Annotated in this window: 17 protein-coding genes; 10 read left to right on the plus strand and 7 right to left on the minus strand. The window is 66.0% G+C overall.

The window, feature by feature from the left end; all coding sequences use genetic code 11:
* Positions 1-89: 89 nt before the first annotated feature.
* Genes ABIC90_RS03410 through ABIC90_RS03435 form a run of 6 tightly spaced genes read left to right on the plus strand, consistent with a single transcriptional unit; the run spans position 90 to position 7,336 of the window.
* Entirely contained in the window at positions 90-2,609 is a 2,520-nt protein-coding gene (locus ABIC90_RS03410; protein WP_354352648.1) for a type VI secretion system Vgr family protein, read from the plus strand.
* 2 nt (positions 2,610-2,611) lie between these two features.
* Complete coding sequence (locus ABIC90_RS03415; protein WP_354352649.1) at positions 2,612-3,577, plus strand: DUF4123 domain-containing protein; 966 nt, start codon at positions 2,612-2,614, stop codon at positions 3,575-3,577.
* Positions 3,574-4,158 carry a DUF3304 domain-containing protein gene (locus ABIC90_RS03420; RefSeq protein WP_354352650.1) on the plus strand — a complete coding sequence of 195 codons (585 nt, stop codon included), beginning with the start codon at positions 3,574-3,576 and terminating at the stop codon, positions 4,156-4,158. The genes ABIC90_RS03415 and ABIC90_RS03420 overlap by 4 nt, the downstream gene beginning before the upstream one ends.
* Before the next feature lie 23 nt (positions 4,159-4,181).
* The gene (locus ABIC90_RS03425) at positions 4,182-4,763 is read left to right on the plus strand and encodes a DUF3304 domain-containing protein (protein WP_354352651.1); all 582 of its coding nucleotides are present in this window, start codon (positions 4,182-4,184) and stop codon (positions 4,761-4,763) included.
* A 36-nt stretch (positions 4,764-4,799) separates the two neighbouring features.
* On the plus strand, positions 4,800-5,357 hold the full coding sequence (locus tag ABIC90_RS03430; RefSeq protein ID WP_354352652.1) for a DUF3304 domain-containing protein: 558 nt from the start codon (positions 4,800-4,802) through the stop codon (positions 5,355-5,357).
* 23 nt (positions 5,358-5,380) lie between these two features.
* A complete protein-coding gene (locus ABIC90_RS03435) occupies positions 5,381-7,336 on the plus strand; it encodes a T6SS phospholipase effector Tle1-like catalytic domain-containing protein (protein WP_354352653.1) in 1,956 nt (651 codons plus the stop codon).
* Positions 7,337-7,472: 136 nt separating this feature from the next.
* On the opposite strand, the gene ABIC90_RS03440 is transcribed toward ABIC90_RS03435, so the two are convergent.
* The gene (locus ABIC90_RS03440; RefSeq protein ID WP_354352654.1) at positions 7,473-8,597 is read right to left on the minus strand and encodes a citrate synthase/methylcitrate synthase; all 1,125 of its coding nucleotides are present in this window, start codon (positions 8,595-8,597) and stop codon (positions 7,473-7,475) included.
* Between the two features lie 81 nt (positions 8,598-8,678).
* Here ABIC90_RS03440 and ABIC90_RS03445 point away from each other — a divergent pair, with 81 nt between their 5' ends.
* Complete coding sequence (locus tag ABIC90_RS03445; RefSeq protein ID WP_354352655.1) at positions 8,679-9,854, plus strand: citrate synthase; 1,176 nt, start codon at positions 8,679-8,681, stop codon at positions 9,852-9,854.
* 33 nt (positions 9,855-9,887) lie between these two features.
* On the opposite strand, the gene ABIC90_RS03450 is transcribed toward ABIC90_RS03445, so the two are convergent.
* Positions 9,888-10,457 (minus strand): type 1 glutamine amidotransferase domain-containing protein, encoded by a 570-nt coding sequence (locus tag ABIC90_RS03450; RefSeq protein WP_354352656.1) that lies wholly within the window; start codon positions 10,455-10,457, stop codon positions 9,888-9,890.
* Positions 10,458-10,748: 291 nt separating this feature from the next.
* On the opposite strand from ABIC90_RS03450, the gene ABIC90_RS03455 reads away from it, so the two are divergent.
* A complete protein-coding gene (locus ABIC90_RS03455) occupies positions 10,749-11,723 on the plus strand; it encodes a tripartite tricarboxylate transporter substrate-binding protein (protein ID WP_354352657.1) in 975 nt (324 codons plus the stop codon).
* Between the two features lie 83 nt (positions 11,724-11,806).
* On the opposite strand, the gene ABIC90_RS03460 is transcribed toward ABIC90_RS03455, so the two are convergent.
* Positions 11,807-13,945 carry a carboxypeptidase regulatory-like domain-containing protein gene (locus tag ABIC90_RS03460; protein WP_354352658.1) on the minus strand — a complete coding sequence of 713 codons (2,139 nt, stop codon included), beginning with the start codon at positions 13,943-13,945 and terminating at the stop codon, positions 11,807-11,809.
* Between the two features lie 213 nt (positions 13,946-14,158).
* Here ABIC90_RS03460 and ABIC90_RS03465 point away from each other — a divergent pair, with 213 nt between their 5' ends.
* Positions 14,159-15,136 (plus strand): helix-turn-helix transcriptional regulator, encoded by a 978-nt coding sequence (locus tag ABIC90_RS03465; RefSeq protein ID WP_354352659.1) that lies wholly within the window; start codon positions 14,159-14,161, stop codon positions 15,134-15,136.
* An 18-nt stretch (positions 15,137-15,154) separates the two neighbouring features.
* Here ABIC90_RS03465 and ABIC90_RS03470 read toward each other — a convergent pair whose 3' ends face one another.
* Entirely contained in the window at positions 15,155-17,263 is a 2,109-nt protein-coding gene (locus tag ABIC90_RS03470) for a PQQ-dependent dehydrogenase, methanol/ethanol family (protein ID WP_354352660.1), read from the minus strand.
* Between the two features lie 136 nt (positions 17,264-17,399).
* Between ABIC90_RS03470 and ABIC90_RS03475 the strand changes: the two genes are divergently transcribed.
* Complete coding sequence (locus ABIC90_RS03475; protein ID WP_354352661.1) at positions 17,400-18,701, plus strand: helix-turn-helix domain-containing protein; 1,302 nt, start codon at positions 17,400-17,402, stop codon at positions 18,699-18,701.
* 31 nt (positions 18,702-18,732) lie between these two features.
* Here ABIC90_RS03475 and ABIC90_RS03480 read toward each other — a convergent pair whose 3' ends face one another.
* Genes ABIC90_RS03480 through ABIC90_RS03490 form a run of 3 tightly spaced genes read right to left on the minus strand, consistent with a single transcriptional unit; the run spans position 18,733 to position 21,917 of the window.
* Entirely contained in the window at positions 18,733-19,887 is a 1,155-nt protein-coding gene (locus ABIC90_RS03480) for an ROK family transcriptional regulator (RefSeq protein WP_354352662.1), read from the minus strand.
* A 28-nt stretch (positions 19,888-19,915) separates the two neighbouring features.
* On the minus strand, positions 19,916-20,713 hold the full coding sequence (locus tag ABIC90_RS03485) for an ATP-binding cassette domain-containing protein (protein WP_354352663.1): 798 nt from the start codon (positions 20,711-20,713) through the stop codon (positions 19,916-19,918).
* Between the two features lies 1 nt (position 20,714).
* Positions 20,715-21,917: a sugar ABC transporter permease gene (locus tag ABIC90_RS03490; protein ID WP_354352664.1), complete on the minus strand. Its 1,203-nt coding sequence runs from the start codon at positions 21,915-21,917 to the stop codon at positions 20,715-20,717.
* Positions 21,918-21,933: the final 16 nt, after the last annotated feature.

Raw genomic sequence — 21,933 nt, forward strand, 5'->3', positions numbered from 1 at the left:
ATCATTTCTCTGGTTTTTCGCAGCGGGCGTCCTCCCATAATCCGCCGCTCGACTCCCGATACACGGGAGCGGGCCCAGGGGAGGAACACATGTCCGCACTCAGTGTCGCGCGAGCGCGCACGCTCGAAATCAGCAGCGCAGCCATTCCATCGGTTCTGGGACGGCCCGCCCTCGAGCCCGTGCGTCTATCCGGCCATGAGGGCATCAACAGCCTGTTCGCGTACGAACTGCTCCTCAAGACACCGGATGCACTGAACCTCGGTGCCAGCCAAGCCGCGGACTTCGACCTTGACGGCTTCATCGGCCGCGAGATCAGCTGCTCGATTGCGCTGGACAGTCCGGATGCTCGCCAGATCAACGCCCTCGTCACCGATGCCTGTCTCTGGGGTGAAGAAGGACGACACCTCCAGTACAAGCTGACCTTGCGCCCGTGGCTGCATCTGGCCACGCTGTCATCCGATTGCAAGGTGTTCCAGAACAAGCACGCGGTCGAAATTCTCGATGAGCTGCTTGCCGACTACGCATTCCCCGTCGACAAGCGACTGATTGAAAACTATCCGGTCCGCGACTACCAGACCCAGTTCAATGAAAGCGACTTCGAATTCTTCGATCGCCTGTGTCAGGAATGGGGCATCAGCTACTTCTTCGAGCACAGCGACGGCCGGCATCGGCTGGTGCTCATCGACAACATGGGCGCCTACAAGAAGAACGAAAGCGCCGCCTACCAGGCAGTCGAGTACCACGCGCCTGGCTGGAGGATGGATACCGAGTACGTCCACAGCTTTGTTCCCCACAACCGGTTGACGAGCGGAAAGTACACCAGTCGTGACTACGACTACACGCGCCCCAGAGCAGACCTGCGCATAGGCCGCAGCCATCCGCGCCCGACCGGGCAGGCCGAAGGCGAGGTCTATCAATGGCATGCGGAGCGCGCCGGCAGCCATTACGCGCAACCGCGCGCCGGGACTTCCGGGGCCAACGATCCCATGGAGGAAGGGCGCCACCTCGCACTGCTGCGAATGCAGGCGCTGCGCACCCATGGCGCTCGCGCAAGAGCCAGCGGCAACCTCCGGGGCATGGCGCCCGGCGCCACCTTCGAACTCCGGCAGCACCCGCGTCAGAAAGCCAATGCCGAGTACCTGATCCTGGAGACGGAGTTCCTGATCGAAGACGTCGCACCGGACAGTCAGGCGAGAGATGCATCCCAAGGCCGCAAGCAGCACTGGAGGGTCGAGCTCGATTTCACCGCGCACCCGCTGACCGAGCCGCTGCGTCCGCTCGCGACTCAGCCCAAGCCTCACGCACTCGGCCCTCAAAGTGCTGTGGTGGTGGGACCCGAAGGACAGAACATCTGGACCGACGAATACGGACGCATCAAGGTTCAGTTTCCCTGGGACCGCATCGGCCAGAAGAACCAGCACAGTTCGTGCTGGGTGCGCGTTTCTTCGGTCTGGGCCGGCAACCAACTGGGCGCTACCCATATACCGCGCATTGGGCAGGAAGTGCTCATCGCCTTCTTGGGAGGCGACCCCGACTTGCCGATCTGCATCGGAAGCGTTCACAACAAGGTGAACATGCCATCGTGGCAATTGCCTGACCAGCACGCGCTCAGCGGCTTTCGCAGCCGCGAGTTGGCCCTCGACGGCGGCAACAGCGCCACCGGGCGAAGCAACCACCTGCTGCTGGACGACACGGCCGAGAAGATCCAGGTTCAGCTCAAGAGCGACCATCAACACAGCCAGCTGAGCCTGGGGCACATCACCCGCATCGAAGACAACGCCGGACGCAAGGACCCGCGCGGCGAAGGCTTCGAACTGCGCACAGACGGTCATGGCGTCCTGCGCGCCCGGCACGGCATGCTCATCAGCACCGAAGCCAGAAGCAGCGTGGCGCGACATGCCAAGGACATGGGAGAAACCGTCCAACGCCTTGCGCATGCGCACGATCAGCACCAAAACCTGGCAGAAGCAGCCCAGCAGGCCCGGGCGCAGGACGACAGCGCGGATCAAAGCGACGTGGCGATCGCGCTCAAGACACAGAACGATGCCATTCAGGGCGCAGGTCCGGCGGGCGGCGGCGACTTTCCCGAATTGCAGGCGCCGCATCTGGTGCTGGCCAGTCCCGCAGGCATCGAAGCCAGCACCGCCGGCAGCACCCACATCGCGAGCGAAGAGCACATTGCGCTCACCAGCGGCAAGCACCTGAGCCTGAGTACGGCGGGCAGCCTCCTGGCCAGTGCGAAGGAAGCGATTCGACTGTTCGCCCACAACGCGGGCATGCGGCTGATCGCCGCCAGCGCCAGCATCGACATCACGGCGCTGAAGAAGAGCATCAACCTGCTCGCCAGACTCGACATCACGTTGACCGCCAACAAGATCACCATCACGGCGAAAGAAGAAATCGAGATCAATGGCGGCACCAGCTACAGCCGCTGGAACAACGCAGGTATCACGAGTGGCACCAACGGCTCGTGGGTTGCGCACGCCTCCCGGCACAGCCTGACAGGCCCTGACAGTCTCCCCGTGCCCGAAATGAAGTTTCCGGAGCCCGTCTGCAAAGAATGCCTGCGCAAGGCGCTGGCTGCCGCCAGCCCCTTCGGAAAGCGTTGACCATGAACCGCATCTATCTTCAAGACGACCTTCCGCCGTCCATTGCAACAGCTGTGAAGACGTGGAGCGACCGACCGGACGCCCAAGACTCGGGCTCGGACACCGTGTATGTGGTGGTGGACGGCGCAATCCTTGGGGCTGAGGGCATGCAACGCATGCATGCCGCCTATGGCGTTGCCGTGCAGGCATTCGAAGCCACCGCACTGGCCGACTACGAAGACCTGGGGCTGCTTCTGTGGCCGTGGCGCGCGCTGCATGACGGTGACGCGCTCGAAACGCTACGCACCGTCATGGCAGGAAAACCCGGTGTGAGCTTCGTGCGCAGCAAAGCAGCGTTGCCGACGCTGTGCACCACGCTCGCATGGCTGGCTGCCGCGCAAACGCAGGACGGCATTCCGCTTTATCTGCGCATCGGCGACACGCGTGTGCTGAGTACTTTGCTGCTGCATGTACGACCGGCGCAGGAGGTGCGATTGCACGACGTGATACGCGCATGGGCTTGGCCCGATCGAAGCGGCCGGCTGCACAGCGTGACGACCGAAGCCATGCCGGCGGCGCATTCGGCTGCGTCCACGCTGGTGCTGGACGACGCGCAGTACGCGGTGCTGTTCGATGCGGCGGAGGCCGACATGCTGCACGCCGGCATGCGGGATGTCGAAGCCGGTTGGCGCGACCGGCGCAGCGGAGCGCAGTTGCATCAATGGCTACGCGACCTCTTGAAAAAGATGCAGGCGCTCGGCATCAAGCAGCAAAAGGATCAGTGGGCGTTTGTATCGCTCGCGCTGCGCGCGCCGGACGGGTTCGAGGCATTGCCCGAATTGGGTGAAACGTGGTTGCGCGTGCGCAGCGGAGCCGCGCAGCTGCCTGAGGAGATCGCGAGGTGGACGGATCTTCAGTGGACCGCGCTCGAGCGTCTTGCGAAGTCGATCCGGGGCACCGCGTCCGCGCCGCCCAAAGGTTCTATATGACTTTCTTCTTCGACGCCCTTCTCCGTCTGCCGACCGGCACCGTCATCAAGTGGACGACGTCACACATCCGCAAACTTCGCCGTCGGCGCCGGGCGTGGTTTGCGCTGGCTTTGGCAGCGGGCCTCCTGGCTTGTTCGCCGACAACCCCGAAGCCGATGACCGCGGGCATCACGGGCTACAACTTCACGGCCGAGGGCGTGCAGGAGTACTACGTCAACGGCATGCGCGGCTCCAATCTGCCGCCTTATGGCGGCGGTGGATCGACGTCGTGCTGTGTGTCGCTGCCTGCGAAGTGGACGCCGGGGCTTACGGTAAAGGTGAGTTGGACGATCGGGGACTACACGCTTCCTTGGTCAAAGTTGGAACCGATGACGCCCGAGCAGCGCAGTGCTTGCTGTTGGCGTCAACGCACTCGCAGCAAACTCGTCCCTGTCGAGCGCTATGCCCAAGACGGCGGCAGGTTGCAAGTCTTCTTTTTGGCGAACGATGCAGTACATGTGTGGGTTTCGAACATTGGTCTTCTGAGTTCCGAACACCCATCGCACATGGGCTATCCCAAGAAGCCCGACACCACCGATTAGCACCTCAGCGGGAAGAACTAACGATGTCCGTCCAATCAATGCCCGCCGCTTCGTTTGGCAAGCCCTCTTTCAATCGGATGGCGAAAGGGGCTGCGACGCAGCTTTATCGATGGCTCGCCGCGCTTGCCATATTGACGGCCGGAATGGGTCTTGCGGCATGCAAGCCCGTGACTGCAAAGCCGCTCACCGTAGGCATCACTGGCTACACCTTCACATCCGAAGGCATTCAGGAGTACTACGTCAACGGCGTCCGAGGCTCCAACCTGCCGCCTTACGGCGGCGGTGGATCGACATCGTGCTGTGTGCCGCTGCCTGCCAAGTGGACACCCGACCTGACCGTGAAGGTGGACTGGATTACGGGCCATTGGACCGTACCGATGGAGCAAATCATGGCCATGGATATCTCTGACGCCATCAAGTGCTGTCTGGCGCGCAGGACTCTCAGCAAGGTCGTCCCCGTGGAGCGTTATGAGGTCGCGGCCTTGGTCCAAGTTTTCTTTTTGCCCGAAGACGAGATCAAGGTGTGGGTTTACGACCCCGGTCCACAAAACCCCAGCCACCCCTCGCGCATGGGCTACCCGAAGAAGCCCGACACCACCGAATAGCGCGCAGCAGCGAAGTCAACCATGTCCGTCCATTCAATGCCCACCGCGCTTTTCGACGAGCGCCTCTTCAGTTTCAAGGTGCAGAGAGCCGCGGTTCGTCTTTGCCGATGGCTTGCCATGTTGGCAGTCGGGCTGAGTCTCGCAGCATGCGAACCCACCGTTGCGAAGCCGATGACCGTGGGCATCACCGGCTACAACTTCACGGCCGAGGGCGTGCAGGAGTACTACGTCAACGGCATGCGTGGCTCCAATCTGCCGCCGCATGGCGGCGGTGGATCGACATCGTGCTGTGTGTCGCTGCCTACGAAGTGGACGCCGGAGCTCACGGTAAAGGTGAGCTGGACGATCGGGGACTACACGCTTCCTTGGTCAAAGTTGGAACCGATGACACCCGAGCAGCGCAGTGCTTGCTGTTGGCGTCAACGCACTCTCAGCAAGGTCATCTTCGTGGAGCGCTATGAGGCTGCGGCCCTGGTCCAGGTTTTCTTTTTGCCCGAAGACGAAATCAAGGTGTGGGTTTACGACCCTGGTCCACAAAACCCGAGCCACCCTTCGCGCATGGGCTACCCGAAGAAGCCGAATTCCGCCGAGTAACACAGCAGCAGGGAAGACCAACCATGTCCGTTCAATCAATGCCCGCCGCTCTGCCCGGCGAACGACCATTCAGTTTGATCGAGCAGATGCAGCGTATCGGCGCATCAGCTTGCATCGACTACAAAGACAAGAAAAGCATGTGCTCTTCGATGATCCATGTGGGGATTTTTTTCGACGGCACCAATAACAACAAGAAACGCGATCAGGAAAATGTCAAGGACCCGAACAAGCGCAGCCACAGCAACGTAGTGGTACTACACGACACCTTCAAAGATGCGCCCGACGAGGGCTATTACCGCTTCTACGTTCCGGGCGTTGGAACTCCTTTCGATGAGATTGGCGAGAGGGCAGAGACCCCTGACGGCAAGTCAATGGCCACAGGGGGCGACGCACGCATCAACTGGGCCATGATCCAAGTGCTCAATGCCATGAAGAGGTCAATTTTTTCGGACGAACGGCTCGTCCCAGAAGCTCAAGTTGGAGCTGATGCGACCACGGCCCCCCTGCACGCCGGCCTGACAACCGGCAATCGCCTCGAGGGCAAGCGCGGCTACTTCATTGGCGGCACGTTAGGCAAGATCAATCAGTTGGAGAGATTGCTCGCCAGCAAGGCTACCGCGACGCCCTCCAGAAAGTTGCTGCAGGTCAACGTATCTGTGTTCGGCTTTTCGCGTGGTGCAGCGCAGGCGCGGGCCTTCTGCCATTTCGTGCATCACATCATGCTGAAGGGGGGGCCTGCTGGCGGCTATACGTTGGCGGGCGTGCCGTTTCGCTTTCAGTTTCTCGGACTGTTCGACTCCGTCGCCTCCGTGGGCCTGGCCGACTCCTCGCCATTCTGGCGCGGCCTGGGCGGCTGGGCCAACGGCACACTGGACATCGTGCCCGGCGTGGAGCGCACCGTGCATCTGTGCGCGGCGCATGAGATTCGCATCAACTTCCCGTTGTCGACCGGGCGCATCGGCGAGAAGCAGTACCCGACCAACTGCATCGAGAAGGTTTACCCTGGCGCGCATTCGGACGTGGGCGGCGGCTACGACCCTGGATGTCAGGGCAAGGCAGTAGGCTCACGCACCAAATTGCTGTCGCAGATGCCGCTGCTGGATATGTACCGTGAGGCGCAGCGCAGCATGGTGCCGTTGCTGACGATCACGCAACTCCAGAAGGCCGCAAAAGGCGATCAAGTCGTCAACGATCTAAAAATCGATCCCCATAGCGAAAAACTCTTCAACGCCTACCGCGGATTCACCACCCATATCAGCGGCACCGTCGAAAACCACCTGCACGGCCACGTCCAGCTGTATTGGCGCTGGCGCCTGCAGCACAGGGGCCAGATGCACAAGTTGCCGTCCTACGCCAAGGCTGTGCGGCAAGACCAGATCGATGTGTGGGAAAGCGACTCCGACTTTTCTTCGGACATTGCGAAGGCCCTTGAAATGGAGCAGGCCGCAGACCGACAAGCAAAAGCCAATCCGAACGGCCCCGACGCATCGCGTCTCGATCAGGCCCAGCGCGACTTCCTGCGCGTGCGTAAGGAATATCTTCAGCCACCATCGACCAGGATGCCGACGCTGGTCGACGCGTTCTTCGACCAGATGCTGCACGACTCCCATGCATCCTTCTACATGGTGGGACCGGTGACCGATTTCGACCGCAAGGAAAAGATTGCGCAGATCCAGCGCAAGGTCGACTTGATCGCCAAGCACATGGAGTGGCTCCGCACAGGCAACGGCACGATGGGTCCACAGACGAGCTACAACGAAGCCAGACCCTTGGCATCCCTGTCGGATCTGGAACGCCGAATCCACGAGCACCAGACCTTGCATCAAGGCCAATTTCCCGAGCTCACCGACAAGGATCGCGAGCAACTGTTGGCCATGGAAGATCTGAAGACCAGCGCCGGCGTGCGGCTGGTGACCAACAAGACGCGTCGCGAACTCGGCGGCCATGTGCGCTACAGGCGTGTCTTCGACAGGAGTTGACGCAACACCGGCGGCTCATGCGCAGATGAACGTAGGCTGCACTTAATCGCAATTTTGCTTTGCGCTGTGCATGCCGGGGTCGGCATGCGAAGACAGCGAGGATGCCAACTCATGGAACGTCCGCCTTGCAAGCTCCTCAGTTCGCGAGCGCGGCTTCGGCCTCTTCGGGTGCAGGACCCACGTACACCGATTGCGGACGAATCAGCCTGCCCGTCTTCACCTGCTCGCGCGCATGCGCGACCCATCCGCTCACACGGCCTGCGGCGAACACGCAGGTGAAGCTCTCGCGGCCGAAGCCCAGGGCCTCGAGCAGCAGCGCGGTATAGAACTCCACGTTGGTTTCCAGTGCGCGGTCGGGCTTTTTCTCGCGCAGGATCGCGAGCGCGGCCTGCTCGGCCGCCTCGGCGAGTTCGAAGCGCGCGGCGTTGACGCTGCCTTCGACGCTCAACCGGCGCAGCGCGCCCTTGAGCGCATCGGCACGCGGATCGCGCACGCGATAGATGCGATGGCCGAAGCCCATCAGGCGCTGGCCGTCGGCCACGGCGGCTTCCAGCCAGGAGCGCGCATTGCCGGCGGTGCCGATGGCGTCCAGCGCATCGAGCACCGGCCCGGGCGCACCGCCGTGCAGCGGTCCCTTGAGCGCGCTGATGCCGGCGAGCACCGCCGATGCGAGCCCCGCGCCGGTCGAGGCGACCACGCGCGCCGCGAAGGTCGAGGCGTTGAGGCCGTGGTCGCAGACGGTGACGAGGTAGGTGTCGAGTGCCGCCGCCTGCGCAGCTGTGGGCGTGCGGCCATGGAGCATGCGCAGCATGTCGGCAGCGTACGGCAATGAGTCGTCGGGCGCGAGCGCCTGCACGCCCAGGCGCCAGCGCATGACGGCGGCGGTGTAGACCGCGGGCGCAGCCACCAGCCGCAGCGCCGTGGCGAGATCGTCGCCGTCGGGCAGGCGGGCGAGCAAGGCGCGCACCGCCTCGATGGGTGGCATGCGGCGCAGCACCGCGTCGTCGGTGGGCTGCAGGCGCTCGAAGGCTTCGCGGCGCGCACGGCCGAGGGCGCCGCGCAGGGCGTCTGCATCCGGCACCTTGTCGAAGAAGCCCTGGAGCAGCAGTCCGACCACGTCTTCATAGCGCCAGCGCTGCGCGATCTCGTCGAGCTGGTGGCCGCGGATCACCAGCCGGCCGGCCGCGCCGTCGACCTCCGACAACACGGTGCGTGCGGCCACCACGCCTTCAAGGCCGCCCGGATCTTCCTGGTCTTTCATCGCTTGGTACTCCTGTTTGTCACGATGAGGTTGATTCTGTCGGCGCTAACATTGACGTCAATCTTGATTTATTCCGTCAACATGACCAAGACGCCGCTCTGGCTTCCCGCCGCCGAGGCGCTCGACCTGATGCAGGTGCGGCCGCAAACGCTGTATGCGAGCGTGAGCCGCGGCCGTATCCGCGCCAAGCCCGATGCGGCTGACCCTCGCCGAAGCCTCTACCACCGCGACGACGTGCAGCGCATCGCCGCGCGCACGCGCGGGCGGCGCAGCAGCGAAACGGTGGCGAGCGAGGCCATCCAGTGGGGTGAACCCGTCCTGGCGTCGGCCGTGTCGACAGTGGCCGAGGGGCGGCTCTGGTACCGCGGGCAGGATGCGTGCGGGCTCGCCGGGCATGCGACGCTGGAAGAGGTGGCGGGGTTGTTGTGGGAGAGCGCGCCGCCGAGCTTCGTCGCCGATGGCACGGCCGCATCGTTCGCACCTGCGCAGTTGAAAGACGCGACGCCGCTGCAAGCCGGCCTGCTCGCACTCGCGGCGCGCGCCGCGACCGACCCGCCCTCGCGCGGGCGCTCACGCAGCGTGCTGCAAGCCGAAGCGGCGGGCGTGATCGGCACGCTGGCCGATGCGTTGCTCGGTCCGGCGCCGTCGAGCACTCGGCTCCTGCACATGCGGCTCGCCACTGCGTGGCACCGCCCACGCGCGGCCGATGCGCTGCGCCGGGCGCTGGTGCTGCTGGCCGACCACGAGCTCAATGCGTCGACGTTTGCGGCGCGCGTGACAGCGTCCACTGGCGCCTCGCTCGCCGCATGCCTCCTGACTGGCCTCTCCACCTTGACGGGTCCCTTGCACGGGGGCGCTGCCGCCGCCGTGCAAGCACTGGTACGCAGCGCGACCGCGATCGGGAGCGAAGTGGCAGTGCGCGAATGGCTCGCGCACGGCCGTCCGCTTGCGGCCTTCGGCCATCCGCTTTATCCAGCCGGTGATGCACGCTGCACCAGCCTCCTGGAAACGATGGCGCTACCGCCCGCATTCGCATCGCTGCGCGCCGCTGGCGAAAAGCTGCTGGGCGAGGCGGTGAACATCGACTTTGCACTGGCGGCCCTGGCCGCCGTCCACAAGCTCCCCGCCGATGCGCCGCTGACGCTGTTCGCACTCGCACGCACCGTCGGCTGGACGGCGCATGCGCTGGAACAGCAGGCCACGGGGCAGCTGATCAGGCCTCGCGCCCGCTACACCGGGCCCACCATCGCGGGATAGCACAGCGGGTGAAGCGCTGCAGCCGCAGCGCAATCAATGCAACGCGGCTTCGTACGCGAGCTCGAACACCTTCGTCATCTCACGGTTGAACGCGGGCAGGTCGTCGGGCTTTCGGCTGGTCACCAGGTTGCGATCGACCACCACGTCCTTGTCGCTCCACACCGCGCCGGCATTCTGCAGATCGGTGCGCAGCGACGGCCACGAGGTCAGCTTGCGGCCCTGCACGCCGCCGGCCTCGATCAGCGTCCACGGCCCGTGGCAGATCGCGGCGACGGGTTTTCCGGATTCGACGAAGGCGCGCACGAAGGCAATCGCCTGCTCATCGATGCGCAGGGCATCGGGGTTGACGACGCCGCCGGGCAGCAGCAGGGCATCGAAGTCGTCGGGCTTGGCGTCCTTCAGCGGCACGTCGACGTCGAAGGCCTTGGCCGGGTCATGGTGGTTCCAGCCACGCACGCTGCCTTCGCTGGGCGAGACGATCTGCGTGTGCGCGCCGGCGGCGTCCAGTGCCTGGCGCGGTGCGGTCAGCTCGATCTGCTCGAAGCCGTCGGTGACGAGGATGGCAATCTTCATGCCGTCCAGCGATGAGGTGATGAGGGTCATGGGTAAAGCACTCCGTTTCGGTGGCAATGAAACTTCACCCTAAGGGCCGCGCACCGGGCCCGCATCGGCACGCGCCGGGTCCGCCTGTCGGACAGCCGGACGCACGGCAACCTCCGCTTACGCCGCTTTACCGGCAGGCGACAGGCCGCGGAGGATTCAAGGGGTTTCCGGGGCGCCATGCCCCGGAAAAACGGGGATTCAGACGCTCAGCTAAGGGCTATTCGGTATAGGTCAGGCAGGAGTCAGCCTATAAGATCGCGGCGATTTTTAACCCAACCGTCCCGGAGACTTATGAAAAAACTGCTTGCCTTCACGGCGATCGCCGCCGCCGCCTTCGGCGCCCACGCCCAGGATTTCCCCGCAGGCAAGACCGTCACGCTGGTGGTGCCTTTCGCCGCCGGCGGCCCGACCGACCGCGTAGCGCGCGACCTGGCCGAAGCCATGCAGAAGACGCTGGGCACCACGATCGTGGTGGACAACACCGCCGGCGCGGGCAGCTCCATCGGCACCGCCAAGGTGGCGCGCGCCAACCCGGACGGCTACACGCTGCTGCTGAACCACATCGGCATGTCCACGATGCCGGCGCTCTATCGCAAGCTCCCGTTCAACGTGGAAACCGACTTCGAGTACCTGGGCATGGTCAACGAAGTGCCCATGACGCTGATCGGCAAGCCCACGCTGCCGGCCAACAACTACAAGGAGCTGACGGCCTGGATCGAAGCCAACAAGGGCAAGATCAACCTGGGCAACGCCGGCCTGGGCGCCGCCTCGCACCTGTGCGGCCTGCTGTTCCAGAGCGCGCTGAAGGTCGAGATGACGCCGGTTCCCTACAAGGGCACGGCCCCCGCCATCGCCGACCTGCTGGGCGGCCAGATCGACCTGCTGTGCGACCAGACCACCAACACCACCTCGCAGATCGAGGCCAAGAAGGTCAAGGCCTACGCCGTGACCACGGCCCAGCGCCTGACCACGCCGGCCCTGAAGGACCTGCCGACGCTCCAGGAATCGGGCCTGAAGGGCTTCGAAGTGTCGATCTGGCACGGCGTGTACGCCCCCAAGGGCACGCCGGCACCGGTGCTCAAGAAGCTCAACGAGGCCGTCAAGGCCGCGATGAAGGACCCGGGCTTCATCAAGCGTGAAGAAGCGCTGGGCGCGGTGATCACCACCGACAAGCGCACCGAGCCGGCCGAGCACAAGAAGTTCGTGTCGGCCGAGATCGCCAAGTGGGCGCCGATCATCAAGGCAGCCGGCGTGTACGCCGACTGATCTTTTCTCACGAGGTTCAGACGAAAAACCCGCCGGTCCTTGGGACCGGCGGGTTTTTTCATGGCCAAGGACAGCGGGACGACTCAGGGGAGCGTGACAGTCCAGACTTCGAAGTTCTTGCGCACGTCCACCTGGCGGGCGGTGCGTGCCGAGAAGACGAAGGTGCTGATCGACGAGCCCTCGGCGTACTGGTAGGCGTTCGGGCCCACCTGCGTGCAGTGGTTATCGCTGGGCGTATTGACCGGCTGGCAGTAGACGATCGCCTTGCGGGCCGTGTTGCGCAAGGTGATCGAATCGGTAAAGCGGTTGTCGTTGGGACCGCGGCCGGCGACCAGGAAAGTCGTCGGTGCCAGCGCGCCGCCCGGCACGACCCAGCCGTCGAGGTTGCCATCGGCGCTGAAGTCGATGTTGTTGGCATCGGGGTCCGAGGGAATCGGCGCGGGGAAGACGATCCCGCGGGCCACGCCCTGCGTCTCAGCGAGCAGTTCGGCGCGCAGTGCGGGTGCGAGTTCCACCGTGGGCGTCAGCTGGGCCTCTGCGATCGTCGGCACGCGCGAGAAGGTGCGCACGTACTGCACCACGCTGGGCGCGCCGCCGACGGGGAAAAGCTCGAGCCGCCAGACGGCCTGGTCTGGAATGGCGGCGAGTTCGGCTTCGGTGAACTGGGGCGACGCGAAGAGGTTGCCCGAATCGACCTGGCCGGGGCTGCCCGCCTGCGCCGGGTCCTGGAAGCGCGCGGCCATGCGCCAGATCGGCGAATTCAGCTTGGTGCCCTCGGCCGTGCCGTCCGCGGTGAGGACCAGCGAGCCCAGGTTTCCGTTCGGCACCAGCGTCAGCGTTCGGCCGGGCAGCGCCTCGGTGGTCGCCACCACCTTCTCGAGGACCGGATCGCCGTTGCCGTCGCGCACGTTGTCCACGGAGATGCTGTAGCCCACCGAATGGAAGACCAGGTTCTGGTGCTTCAGGTAGTCCTTCTTCTCGAGCTGCGGCCGCACGAAGGCACGGTAGGCATTGCTGTTGCCGGTGAGCTTGAGCGCGCCGTCCACCAACTTCGCGTTGAACACGTCGTTGTCGGTGTTGCCCAGCACGTCGGTCCAGCGGTAGGTCAGGGCGATGTCGCCGTTGGGATAGAAGTATTCGAAGTTGCCGCGGTCATGCTTCAGGTCGGTGGGGCCGAAGCGGAACAGGCTTTCGAAGGAGCGGCGTGCGCCACCGCTCACGCGGCCGACGGGCGCGCCGGCCGCAACGAAGTTGGCCGGGTCGTCGCCCACGAAGAGCGTGCGGCAGGCCGGCGCCACCACGTTGGCGGCGGTGCCGAAGGCGTTGCCGTCGGGGTTGATGGTGCTGTCCACGCGCTGGTTGAGCGGCAGCGCATAGCAGGCGTTGATGCGGGCGAGCAGGTCCTGCACCATGGCCGGCGTGGGCGGCTGAACCAGCGCCGCCGCGTCCACGGTGGGCAGCGGGGTGATGGTGGCGTCGCCGCTGCGGAACACGATGGACACCGGCGCGCTTTCTTCGCCGGCCGGCAGCGCCTTCACGGTGATCTCGATGTTGGAGGCTGCGCCGTCGGGGCGCACCGACACGTTGATCGAATCGAGCACCCGGTCCTGGCCCGCGCCGTTGGCCTGGAACTCGCCGCTCATCGGATCGATGCTCAGGTTGAGCGCGTCCAGCAGCGGCTGCAGCGCCGCCACGAGCTTGGCCACCTGGTCGTTGATCGACCCCGCGGTGACCGCGCCGGCATCGGCCTGGATGGCGGCGGCCAGCTGCGAGGGGTCGCCGTTGGGCGAGAGCTGCGCCACGATGATGGTGGTCAGCGGCGTCACGTTGGTGGTGCCGGTGGCGGTGCTGGCGGTGGTGCTGTAGAGCGTCAGGTCGTCGCGCACCGCCTGGATGACCAGCGGCGCCTTGGTGCCGGCGGGCAGCGAGCAGGTGTAGGTGCCTTCGGGCGTGGTGGTCACTTCGCAGACCTTGGCGCCGGTCTGGTCGAACACGGTGAGCGCCGCGCCGGCAAAGGCCGCGCCGGTGGCGACGGTGCCGCTCAGTGTGGTGCTGGCGGCCACGGGCGGATCGCCGCCGCCGTTGTTGCCGCCGGAGGCCGGCGGGATGAAGCCGAATCCGCCGCCGCCACCGCCGCCTCCTCCACCCCCGCCGCATGCGGCGAGAAGTGCCAGGGTGACGATGGACAGGGCATGGGGAATCCTGCGGGTGAGATGTGGCATCTTGGGGCTCTTCGAAAAGGTTGAAAACTCCGGACCTCCCGGGGCTTCGCAAACAATAGCTTTCACTTTTCGAAGAAAAAATGATGCAAATGCACCATTCTTGAAACACGGCGGCCTTCGCCCGGGCTTACAGGAAAGGAACAGGAAAGTCCGCATCCGCGAATCACGGAAACATGGGATGCGGTACCCCGCCACTGCGGCAAGACTCCGCGCATGACCTCCCCGGCACTGCACGACTTCAGCACGCTGCTGCTGCGGCTCTACAGGCTCTCGCACGAGTTGCCGATCGACGCTTTCCAGGACGCCGCGCTCGAACTGGTCAAGCCGGTGCTGCCCTTCGACGCGTCGATGTGGGGCACGGCCACCACGGCCGCCGAGGGCATCGACGTGCACACGCTGCACCTGCACCGCAAGACGCCCGAGATGATGATGGAGTACGACAACTTCAAGCATCTGGACTCCGCGGCCGCGAGCTTCTTCGGCAAGGGACACGGCACGCGGGGCTTCCACTCGAAAAGCTGGTGGAGCGGGCCGGAATACGCGCCCTTCCTGGACTACGTGCAGCGCTACGACCAGAACAACATCTTCATCACGATGGACAGCGACCCGCGGTCCAACTTCATGCACTGGTTCTCGCTGTTCCGCGCCGACCCCGACGCGCACTGCAAGCCCGAGGAGGTGAACCTCCTGGCGAGCCTGTCGCCGCACCTGATGCAGGCGCTGGCGCTCAATCGCATGGTCCATCTCGACCGACTGGAGGCCGGCGGCCAGGCCGCCAGCGGCTCGGCCATCGGCGACCTGCGCGGCGTGCTCTATCACGCCGACAACTTCTTCGAGACGACGCTCAAGACAGAGTGGCCGTCATGGCACGGGCGCACGCTGCCCGATGCGCTTCTCAAGCATTTCCTGCATGACCAGGCGCGCTACAGCGGCCATGCGATCGTGGTCACGCACCGCGTGGAGCAGCGCCTGCTGTTCCTCAAAAGCCGCATGCGCTGCCGCGCCGACAGCCTCACGCCGCGCGAGCACACCATCGCCGAGCTGCTGGCGCGCGGCGACACGCACAAGGACATCGCCGCCATCCTCAACCGCTCGCCGGCCACGGTGCGCAACCACATCCAGTCGATCTACGACAAGCTGGAGGTGGGCAACGTGGCGGGGCTAATCCACGAGCTGCGGCTCGCGGGCTGACCACGCCCGCCCTTCCGCTTACTTCGGCCGGATCGCGTCCGCCGTTCCCTGGATGAAGGCCTTGATGCTCTCGATGTCGTCGCCCGAGAGCTTGCCCGTGAAGTCGGGCATGCCGCGCGCCATGGCCGGGCCCTTGAGGATGAACTTGTCCAGGTTCTCGATGTAGGCCGCGTCCATGTAGCCCAGGTTGGGGATGTTGCCGCCGCGGTCCACGCCCGGCACGCCGTGGCAGAACACGCAGTTGCTCACGTAGAGCATGGTGCCAGCCTGCACCTTGGCCGGGTCGTACTTCACGCCCTGCACCAGCTTGCTCATGCGGTACTGCACGAAGTCCGGCATCTTGGCCGTGCCGCCGACCGCGAAGGTGTAGACCGTGCCCGGCCCCTGCTTCTCGGTGGCGCGCTGCGCGAGACCGTACACGCCGCCCCAGCCCACGGCCACCGACACGTACTGCTTGCCGTCCACCATGTAGGTCGAAGGCGCCGCGACCACGCCGGTGCCGGTGGGCGTTTCCCAGAGCTTCGTGCCGTTCTTCGCGTCGTAGGCCACCAGACGCCCGTCGGCCGTGCCCTGGAACACCAGGTTGCCCGCGGTAGTGAGCGTGCCGCCGTTCCAGGGCGAGGCGTAGTCCACGCCCCAGGCTTCCTTCTGCGCCACCGGGTCCCAGGCGACGAGGCGGCCGAAGGGCTTGCTCTTGGGCGGCTCGGCGTTGGCGAACATGCCGGTGTTCCAGCCCAGCGCCGCATGTGGCCGGCCGGGCACGTTCTCGTCGAACTTCCAGGCCTTGTCGTCCATCAGGTTGATCGGCACGTGCTGGGCGGGCAGGTAGGCGTACCCCGTCTGCGGGTTGAACGACATCGGGTGCCAGTTGTGCGCGCCGAAGGGGCCGGGAATGCTTTCGCCGGGCTTGGTGTTCTCGCGCGCGGCGGCGATCTCGATGGGCCGGCCGTTCTTGTCGTAGCCGGTGGCCCAGTTCACTTCGACGAAATTCTTCGCAGAGATGAACTTGCCGTTGGTGCGGTCGATGACGAAGAAGAAGCCGTTCTTGGGCGCGTGCAGCAGCACCTTGCGCGCCTTGCCGCCCAGCTTGACGTCGGCCAGGATCATCGACTGGGTCGAGGTGTAGTCCCAGTTGTCGCCGGGCGTCTCCTGGTAGTGCCACTTGTACTTGCCGGTGTCGGGGTCCAGCGCCACCACCGAGCCCAGGTACAGGTTGTCGCCGCCCTTGGGGCTGCGCGCCTTGTGCGCCCAGGGCGAGCCGTTGCCGGTGCCCACGTACATCAGGTTGAGCTCGGGGTCGAAGGCGAAGCTGTCCCATGCGGTGCCGCCGCCGCCGGCTTCCCAGTATTTGCCGCTGGGGTCCCAGGTCTTGGCAGCGCGCGCCATCGATTCGTCTTCGAAAGGTTTGGCCGGATCGCCGGGCACCACGAACCAGCGCCACTTCTGGTCGCCGGTCTTCGCGTCGTAGGCTGTGACGTAGCCGCGCACGCCGTATTCGGCGCCGCCATTGCCGATGATGACCTTGCCCTTGAAGACGCGCGGCGCGCCGGTGATGGTGTAGCTGCCCTTCTGCCCTTCGATGGTGTTCTTCTCCCACACCTTCTGGCCCGAGGCCGCATCGAGCGCGATGAGCCGGCCGTCGTAAGCGGCCACGTAGACGCGGCCTTCGTGCAGCGCCACGCCGCGGTTCACCACGTCGCAGCAGCCCCTGAAGCCCTTGGACTTGTCCACCTGCGGATCGAAGGTCCAGAGCTTCTGCCCGGTGCGCGTGTCGATCGCATGCACCACGCTCCACGAGGCGGTGACGTACATGATGCCGTCCACCACCAGCGGCGTGGCTTCCACCCCGCGCGTGGATTCGAGGTTGTACGACCAGACCAGCCCCAGCTGCTTGACGTTGCCCGCATTCACCTGATCGAGCTTGCTGAAGCGCGACTCGGCGTAGTCCAGGCCGATGCTGGGCCAGTCGGGGGTTTTCTGCGCCGCGTTGGCGCGCACGAAGTTGCCGTCGACCTTCCTGGCAGCGGCGGCGGCGCGTTCCTGGGGGCTCTGGGCCAAGGCAGTGGCGGCGCCCAGGCACAGCAATGCGCCGGCCAGCATCCGCAGCCCTGTGGGGGTTCTTTTCATCGAGGGTCTCCTTTTTGTGCCGCAAGGATCGTTCGCGCGGCGCCGGGCTTCATCTTCGGGATTTCCCCAATCGAGCCTTGTTCCATTGCGGAACACATTCGCGAGGGACCCTGAATCCCGGGAGGCACCGAGCACCATGGCTATCGAGAAGTTCGAGAGGTTCGCAAAGTCCGCCCGGCCCGGCCAGACGGGCACAACGGGCGCGCCGCGCCAGCTCTTCGCCACCACGCCCGCGCAGCGGGTGGCGATCGCGCGGCGGCAGTTCTTCGAGGAAGGCGTGCGGCCCTCGGGCCTGATCGGCGAGGCGGTGCTGCAGTCGTGGATGCGCTGCACCCGCACCCATGCCGACCGCCAGCGCATCGTGCCCTTCGATGCCGTCACGCCCAGCCGCCTGCACGCCACGCTCGCGCGCAACCGCGAGCTGCTCGAAGTGGCGCGCCAGGAGCTGGTGCAGATGGAGAACAGCCTGGCCGGCACCGACTGCCGCGTGATCCTGACCGACCGCGAGGGCGTGGTGGTGCATGTCACCCAGCAGCCCTGGACCGCGCACCAGCCGGTGCTGCGAAAGACCGCGCGCGTGGGCGTGAACATCTCCGAGCGCATGGTGGGCACCACCGCGCCCGGCATCGTGGCGAGCACCGGGCAGGCCTGCACCGTCGACGGTGCCGAGCACTACTTCGACGTGCTGTGCGACATGCAGTGCGCCGCCGCGCCGATCCGCGACGTGACGGGCCGGCTGGCCGGCGTGCTCGACCTCACGGCGGAGGCGCGGCGCTTCGGATTCGATGCGGCGTCGATGGTGGCGCTCTATGCCACGACCATCGAGAACCGCCTGCTGCAGGCGCAGTCGCGCGACCACCTGATCCTGCGCTTCCAGGCCAGCGCGAGCCTGCTGGGCACGCCGCTGGAAGCACTGGCCGGCATCGCACCCGACGGCACCATCGCCTGGCTCAACAACGCGGGCGCGCGATTGCTCGGCCGCTTGCCCGAGGCAGCGGACGAGCGCGATGTCGAATGCCTGCTGGGGCACGACCTTGCGAGCCTGCTGCGGCTGGGGCGCCGCGAATCCGCGCAGCCGCTGCGGCTCGCGAGCGGGCTCGGCGTGTGGGTGCAGGCGCACCTGAAGGGTGCGGATGGGGTGGACTTCAAGCATGCAGTGGCGATGCCGGGCATGGCGCTGTCCGCGCACGCCGCCGAGAGCCCCATCGCCGAAGACGACGCGACGGCAGCCGCCGAGCGGAGTGATGCTGAACACATGAGCGAAAGCGAATGCGCACCGCACACCGAAACGCTGCGCGAGCACAGCCGCAAGCTGATCGAGGAAACGCTTGCGGCGCACGGCGGCAATGTGTCGCAGGCAGCGCGGCAGCTGAACGTGTCGCGGGGAACGCTGTACAGGCGCATGCGCGGCTGGCGCGAGGACAGCGGCTCGGCGTGAGCGGCTCGGCGCCTGGACGCCGCACGATCTCTCAGGCGGAAAGAACCTGCGCGGCGCGTGCCCGCCGCGTCACCGCATCGGGTTGCAGCGGCCGCAGGTACTCATGCAAGGCGAGCGCAGCGGCGCCGACCGCGGGCGCGAGCGCTTCATAGCGCGCGGTGCGCAACTCGGGCGCGGGCATGCCGGCCCGCTCGGCATGGCGCTTGACCCCCTCGAACGCCGCCTGCGCAAAGCCGCGATGGTCCGCGCATGACTTGCCGCCAATCACGATCGCGCGCGGATTGAAGGTGACCCACAGGTTCTGCAGCAGCACGCCGAAGAAGGCGGCGGCGCGGGCCATGTCGGTGCCCTCGCGCTCCAGCGTGCGCGAGCCGAAGAAGGCTTCGGCGCAGCCGCGTCGGCCGCACGAGCACAGCGGGCCGTCGAGTTCGAGGATGGTGTGGCCGATCTCGCCGGCCATGCCCTGCGCACCGGTGAACAGCCGGTCGTTGAGCACCACGCCCGCGCCCACGCCGACGTCGCAGCTCACGAAGATCAGCGGGTCTTCGCCCTCGCCCGCGGCAAATTCGTACTCGCCCAGTGCGGCCGCGTCCGCATCGTTCTGCAGTTGCACGGTCACGCCGGGCAGGCCCGCGGCGGCGAAGGATTTCTCCAGCGCGGGCAGCAGGCTCACGTTGCGCCAGCCGAGGTTGGGCGCGAAGCGGACCACGCCGGTGCAGTCGTCCACCGCGCCCGGCACGCACACGCCGATGCTCGACAGCCGCAGCCCCAGAGCCTCCAACTGCCGGTGCCCCGCCGACGCCATGCGCGCGACCTGTGCGCACACGCCGGCGGGCGAGCCGTCGGTCAGCGCGTGGGTGTTGGAGTACAGCACCTCGCCCTGCAGCGAAACGCACACGAGACGCACCGTTTCGACCGCGATCTCCACGCCCATCAATGCGCGCACGCCCACGTCGATCTGCAGCGGCGTCGACGGCCGGCCGAGCCCGTCGTTCACGGCCGCATCGGATTCCCGCAGCCAGCCTTCGTCGAGCAGTTCGCGCACCAGCAGGCTCACGGTCGACTTGGTGAGCCCGCTCTCGCCGGCCAGGCGAGCGCGCGAGAGGCCGGGCTGCGCGCGCAGCAGCCGCAACAGCACGCTGCGGTTCATGCGCTTGAGCAGCTGCTGGTCGCCGATGGTCTTCATGCCGCGGGACGCTTCAGGCAGCGATCGATCAGGCCGCCACGGCCGCTGTCGCCGCGTGGTGCGCCTGTTCTTTTCCTTCGGGCCGCTTGCCCGCGATGATCATGCCGAGCACTTCGTCTTCGGTCACGTCCTGGGTGCGGTAGGTGCCGACCAGCTTGCCGTTCTTCATGACCGCCAGGCGGTCGCTGAGCGAGAACACATCGGGCATGTCGTGCGTGATCAGGAAAATGCCCACGCCGTCGGCCTTGAGCTGCCTGACGAGCCCGCCGACCATCGCGGTTTCTTCGGGTCCCAGCGCGGCGCAGGGCTCATCCATGATGAGGATGCGCGCATTGAAGCACAGCGCACGCGAGATCGCCACCACCTGCCGCTGCCCGCCCGACAAGCGGCGCACCGGCACGCGGATGTTGGTGAAGTTCTTGTTGAGCCGGTGGAACACCTTGCGCGCCTGCACTTCCATGAAGTGGTCGTCCAGCGTGTTCCAGCGCGTCATCTTCTCGCGGCCGAGAAAGAGGTTGGACACCGAGTCGAGGTTGTCGGCGAGCGCGAGCGTCTGGTAGATGGTCTCGATGCCCTGGCCCTGCGCCTCGGCGGGGGTGCGGATGTTGACCTTCTCGCCCGCGATCAGCGTGTCGCCCGAATCGATGGGATAGGCGCCGGCGAGCATCTTCATCAGCGTGGACTTGCCAGCGCCGTTGTGGCCGAGCAGGGCCACCACTTCGCCGGGGTAGAGGTTGACGCTCACGCCGTCGACGGCCTTGACGCCGCCGAAGGATTTGCGGATTTCCTTCAGTTCGACGAGCGGTTTGGATGTGTCGATGGTCATCTCAGTTTTCCCCGAACTTGCGGCGATAGAGCACGTCGAACACCACCGCCACGATCAGCACTTGGCCGATGATGACCATGCGCTTGCCGATGGGCACGTCCAGCAGCAGCATGCCGCTGTCCAGCGACTGCATGATCAGCGCGCCCAGCACCGAACCGAAGATCGAGCCGCTGCCGCCCGCGAGCGCGGTGCCGCCGATGACGGCCGCCGCGATCACGTAGAGCTCCATGCCGGTGCCCAGCGAGTTGGTGCCCGCGTTGAGCCGCGCGATCGACACGATGGCCGCCACGGTGACCAGCACCGCCAGCAGCGCGAACAGCATCAGCGTGACGCGCTTGACCGGAATGCCCACCAGCGCCGCCGCATCGGGGTTGCCGCCCATCGCGAACACATAGCGGCCGAAGCGCGTGCGGTGCACGATGAACGACAGCACGATGGCCACCGCCGCCCAGATCAGCACCGGAATCGGAATGCCCTGCGGCTCGGTCTTCGACGAGATCTGGTAGTTGTTCATGACCGCCGCAAAGCCGACGACCACGGCCACCGGTACGGCGGTGATCAGCACGTCCAGCCACAGTGCCTCGGTGGGCATGTCGTAGCGCTGGCGCGCGCGGCGCTTTTGCACCATGCGGCCGAAGAGCACCAGCGCCACCACGCCCGCAAGCACCCAGCTCGCCGTGGTGCCGATGCCGCCGTCGTAGCCGCCGCCCAGGCGCTGGAAGAATTCGTCGTTGACCGGCTGCGTCTTGCCGTCGGCCACGAGAAACGCCGCGCCGCGAAACGACATCAGGCCGCCCAGCGTCACCACGAAAGAAGGCACGCCCAGCACGGCCGTGAGCCAGCCCTGATAGATCGACACCAGCAGCGCCACGGCCAATCCCGCAAGACAGGCCGTGGGCCACGACCAGCCCGAGGTGTATTGCAGGTACGCGATGAGCACGCCCACGAAGCCCATCACCGAGCCCACCGACAGGTCGATGTGGCGCGCCACGATGATCAGTACCATCACCGTCGAGACGATGCCCACCACGGCCGTCTGCTGCGCGACGTTGTAGAGGTTTTCGGGCGAGAGAAAGACGCCGCCCGACATGACGCTGAAGACGATCGCCATCGCGACCAGCAGCAGGCTCATCAGGATCAGCCGCAGGTCGATGCCGGTGCGGCGCCACCAGCCGGGCGTCGCAGGGGTGTGGTTGGTGCTCATTGGTAGTTCGCCCTCG

Origin of the sequence: Variovorax boronicumulans (assembly GCF_040544675.1) — a bacterium.
Classification (GTDB): Bacteria; Pseudomonadota; Gammaproteobacteria; order Burkholderiales; family Burkholderiaceae_C; genus Variovorax; species Variovorax boronicumulans_D.

Bases quoted from the DNA above. Each gene is read 5' to 3' on its own strand.
- ABIC90_RS03410 (WP_354352648.1), top strand. From the start codon at position 90: ATGTCCGCACTCAGTGTCGCGCGAGCGCGCACGCTCGAAATCAGCAGC.
- ABIC90_RS03415 (WP_354352649.1), top strand. From the start codon at position 2,612: ATGAACCGCATCTATCTTCAAGACGACCTTCCGCCGTCCATTGCAACA.
- ABIC90_RS03420 (WP_354352650.1), top strand. From the start codon at position 3,574: ATGACTTTCTTCTTCGACGCCCTTCTCCGTCTGCCGACCGGCACCGTC.
- ABIC90_RS03425 (WP_354352651.1), top strand. From the start codon at position 4,182: ATGTCCGTCCAATCAATGCCCGCCGCTTCGTTTGGCAAGCCCTCTTTC.
- ABIC90_RS03430 (WP_354352652.1), top strand. From the start codon at position 4,800: ATGCCCACCGCGCTTTTCGACGAGCGCCTCTTCAGTTTCAAGGTGCAG.
- ABIC90_RS03435 (WP_354352653.1), top strand. From the start codon at position 5,381: ATGTCCGTTCAATCAATGCCCGCCGCTCTGCCCGGCGAACGACCATTC.
- ABIC90_RS03440 (WP_354352654.1), bottom strand. From the start codon at position 8,597: ATGAAAGACCAGGAAGATCCGGGCGGCCTTGAAGGCGTGGTGGCCGCA.
- ABIC90_RS03445 (WP_354352655.1), top strand. From the start codon at position 8,679: ATGACCAAGACGCCGCTCTGGCTTCCCGCCGCCGAGGCGCTCGACCTG.
- ABIC90_RS03450 (WP_354352656.1), bottom strand. From the start codon at position 10,457: ATGACCCTCATCACCTCATCGCTGGACGGCATGAAGATTGCCATCCTC.
- ABIC90_RS03455 (WP_354352657.1), top strand. From the start codon at position 10,749: ATGAAAAAACTGCTTGCCTTCACGGCGATCGCCGCCGCCGCCTTCGGC.
- ABIC90_RS03460 (WP_354352658.1), bottom strand. From the start codon at position 13,945: ATGCCACATCTCACCCGCAGGATTCCCCATGCCCTGTCCATCGTCACC.
- ABIC90_RS03465 (WP_354352659.1), top strand. From the start codon at position 14,159: ATGACCTCCCCGGCACTGCACGACTTCAGCACGCTGCTGCTGCGGCTC.
- ABIC90_RS03470 (WP_354352660.1), bottom strand. From the start codon at position 17,263: ATGAAAAGAACCCCCACAGGGCTGCGGATGCTGGCCGGCGCATTGCTG.
- ABIC90_RS03475 (WP_354352661.1), top strand. From the start codon at position 17,400: ATGGCTATCGAGAAGTTCGAGAGGTTCGCAAAGTCCGCCCGGCCCGGC.
- ABIC90_RS03480 (WP_354352662.1), bottom strand. From the start codon at position 19,887: ATGAAGACCATCGGCGACCAGCAGCTGCTCAAGCGCATGAACCGCAGC.
- ABIC90_RS03485 (WP_354352663.1), bottom strand. From the start codon at position 20,713: ATGACCATCGACACATCCAAACCGCTCGTCGAACTGAAGGAAATCCGC.
- ABIC90_RS03490 (WP_354352664.1), bottom strand. From the start codon at position 21,917: ATGAGCACCAACCACACCCCTGCGACGCCCGGCTGGTGGCGCCGCACC.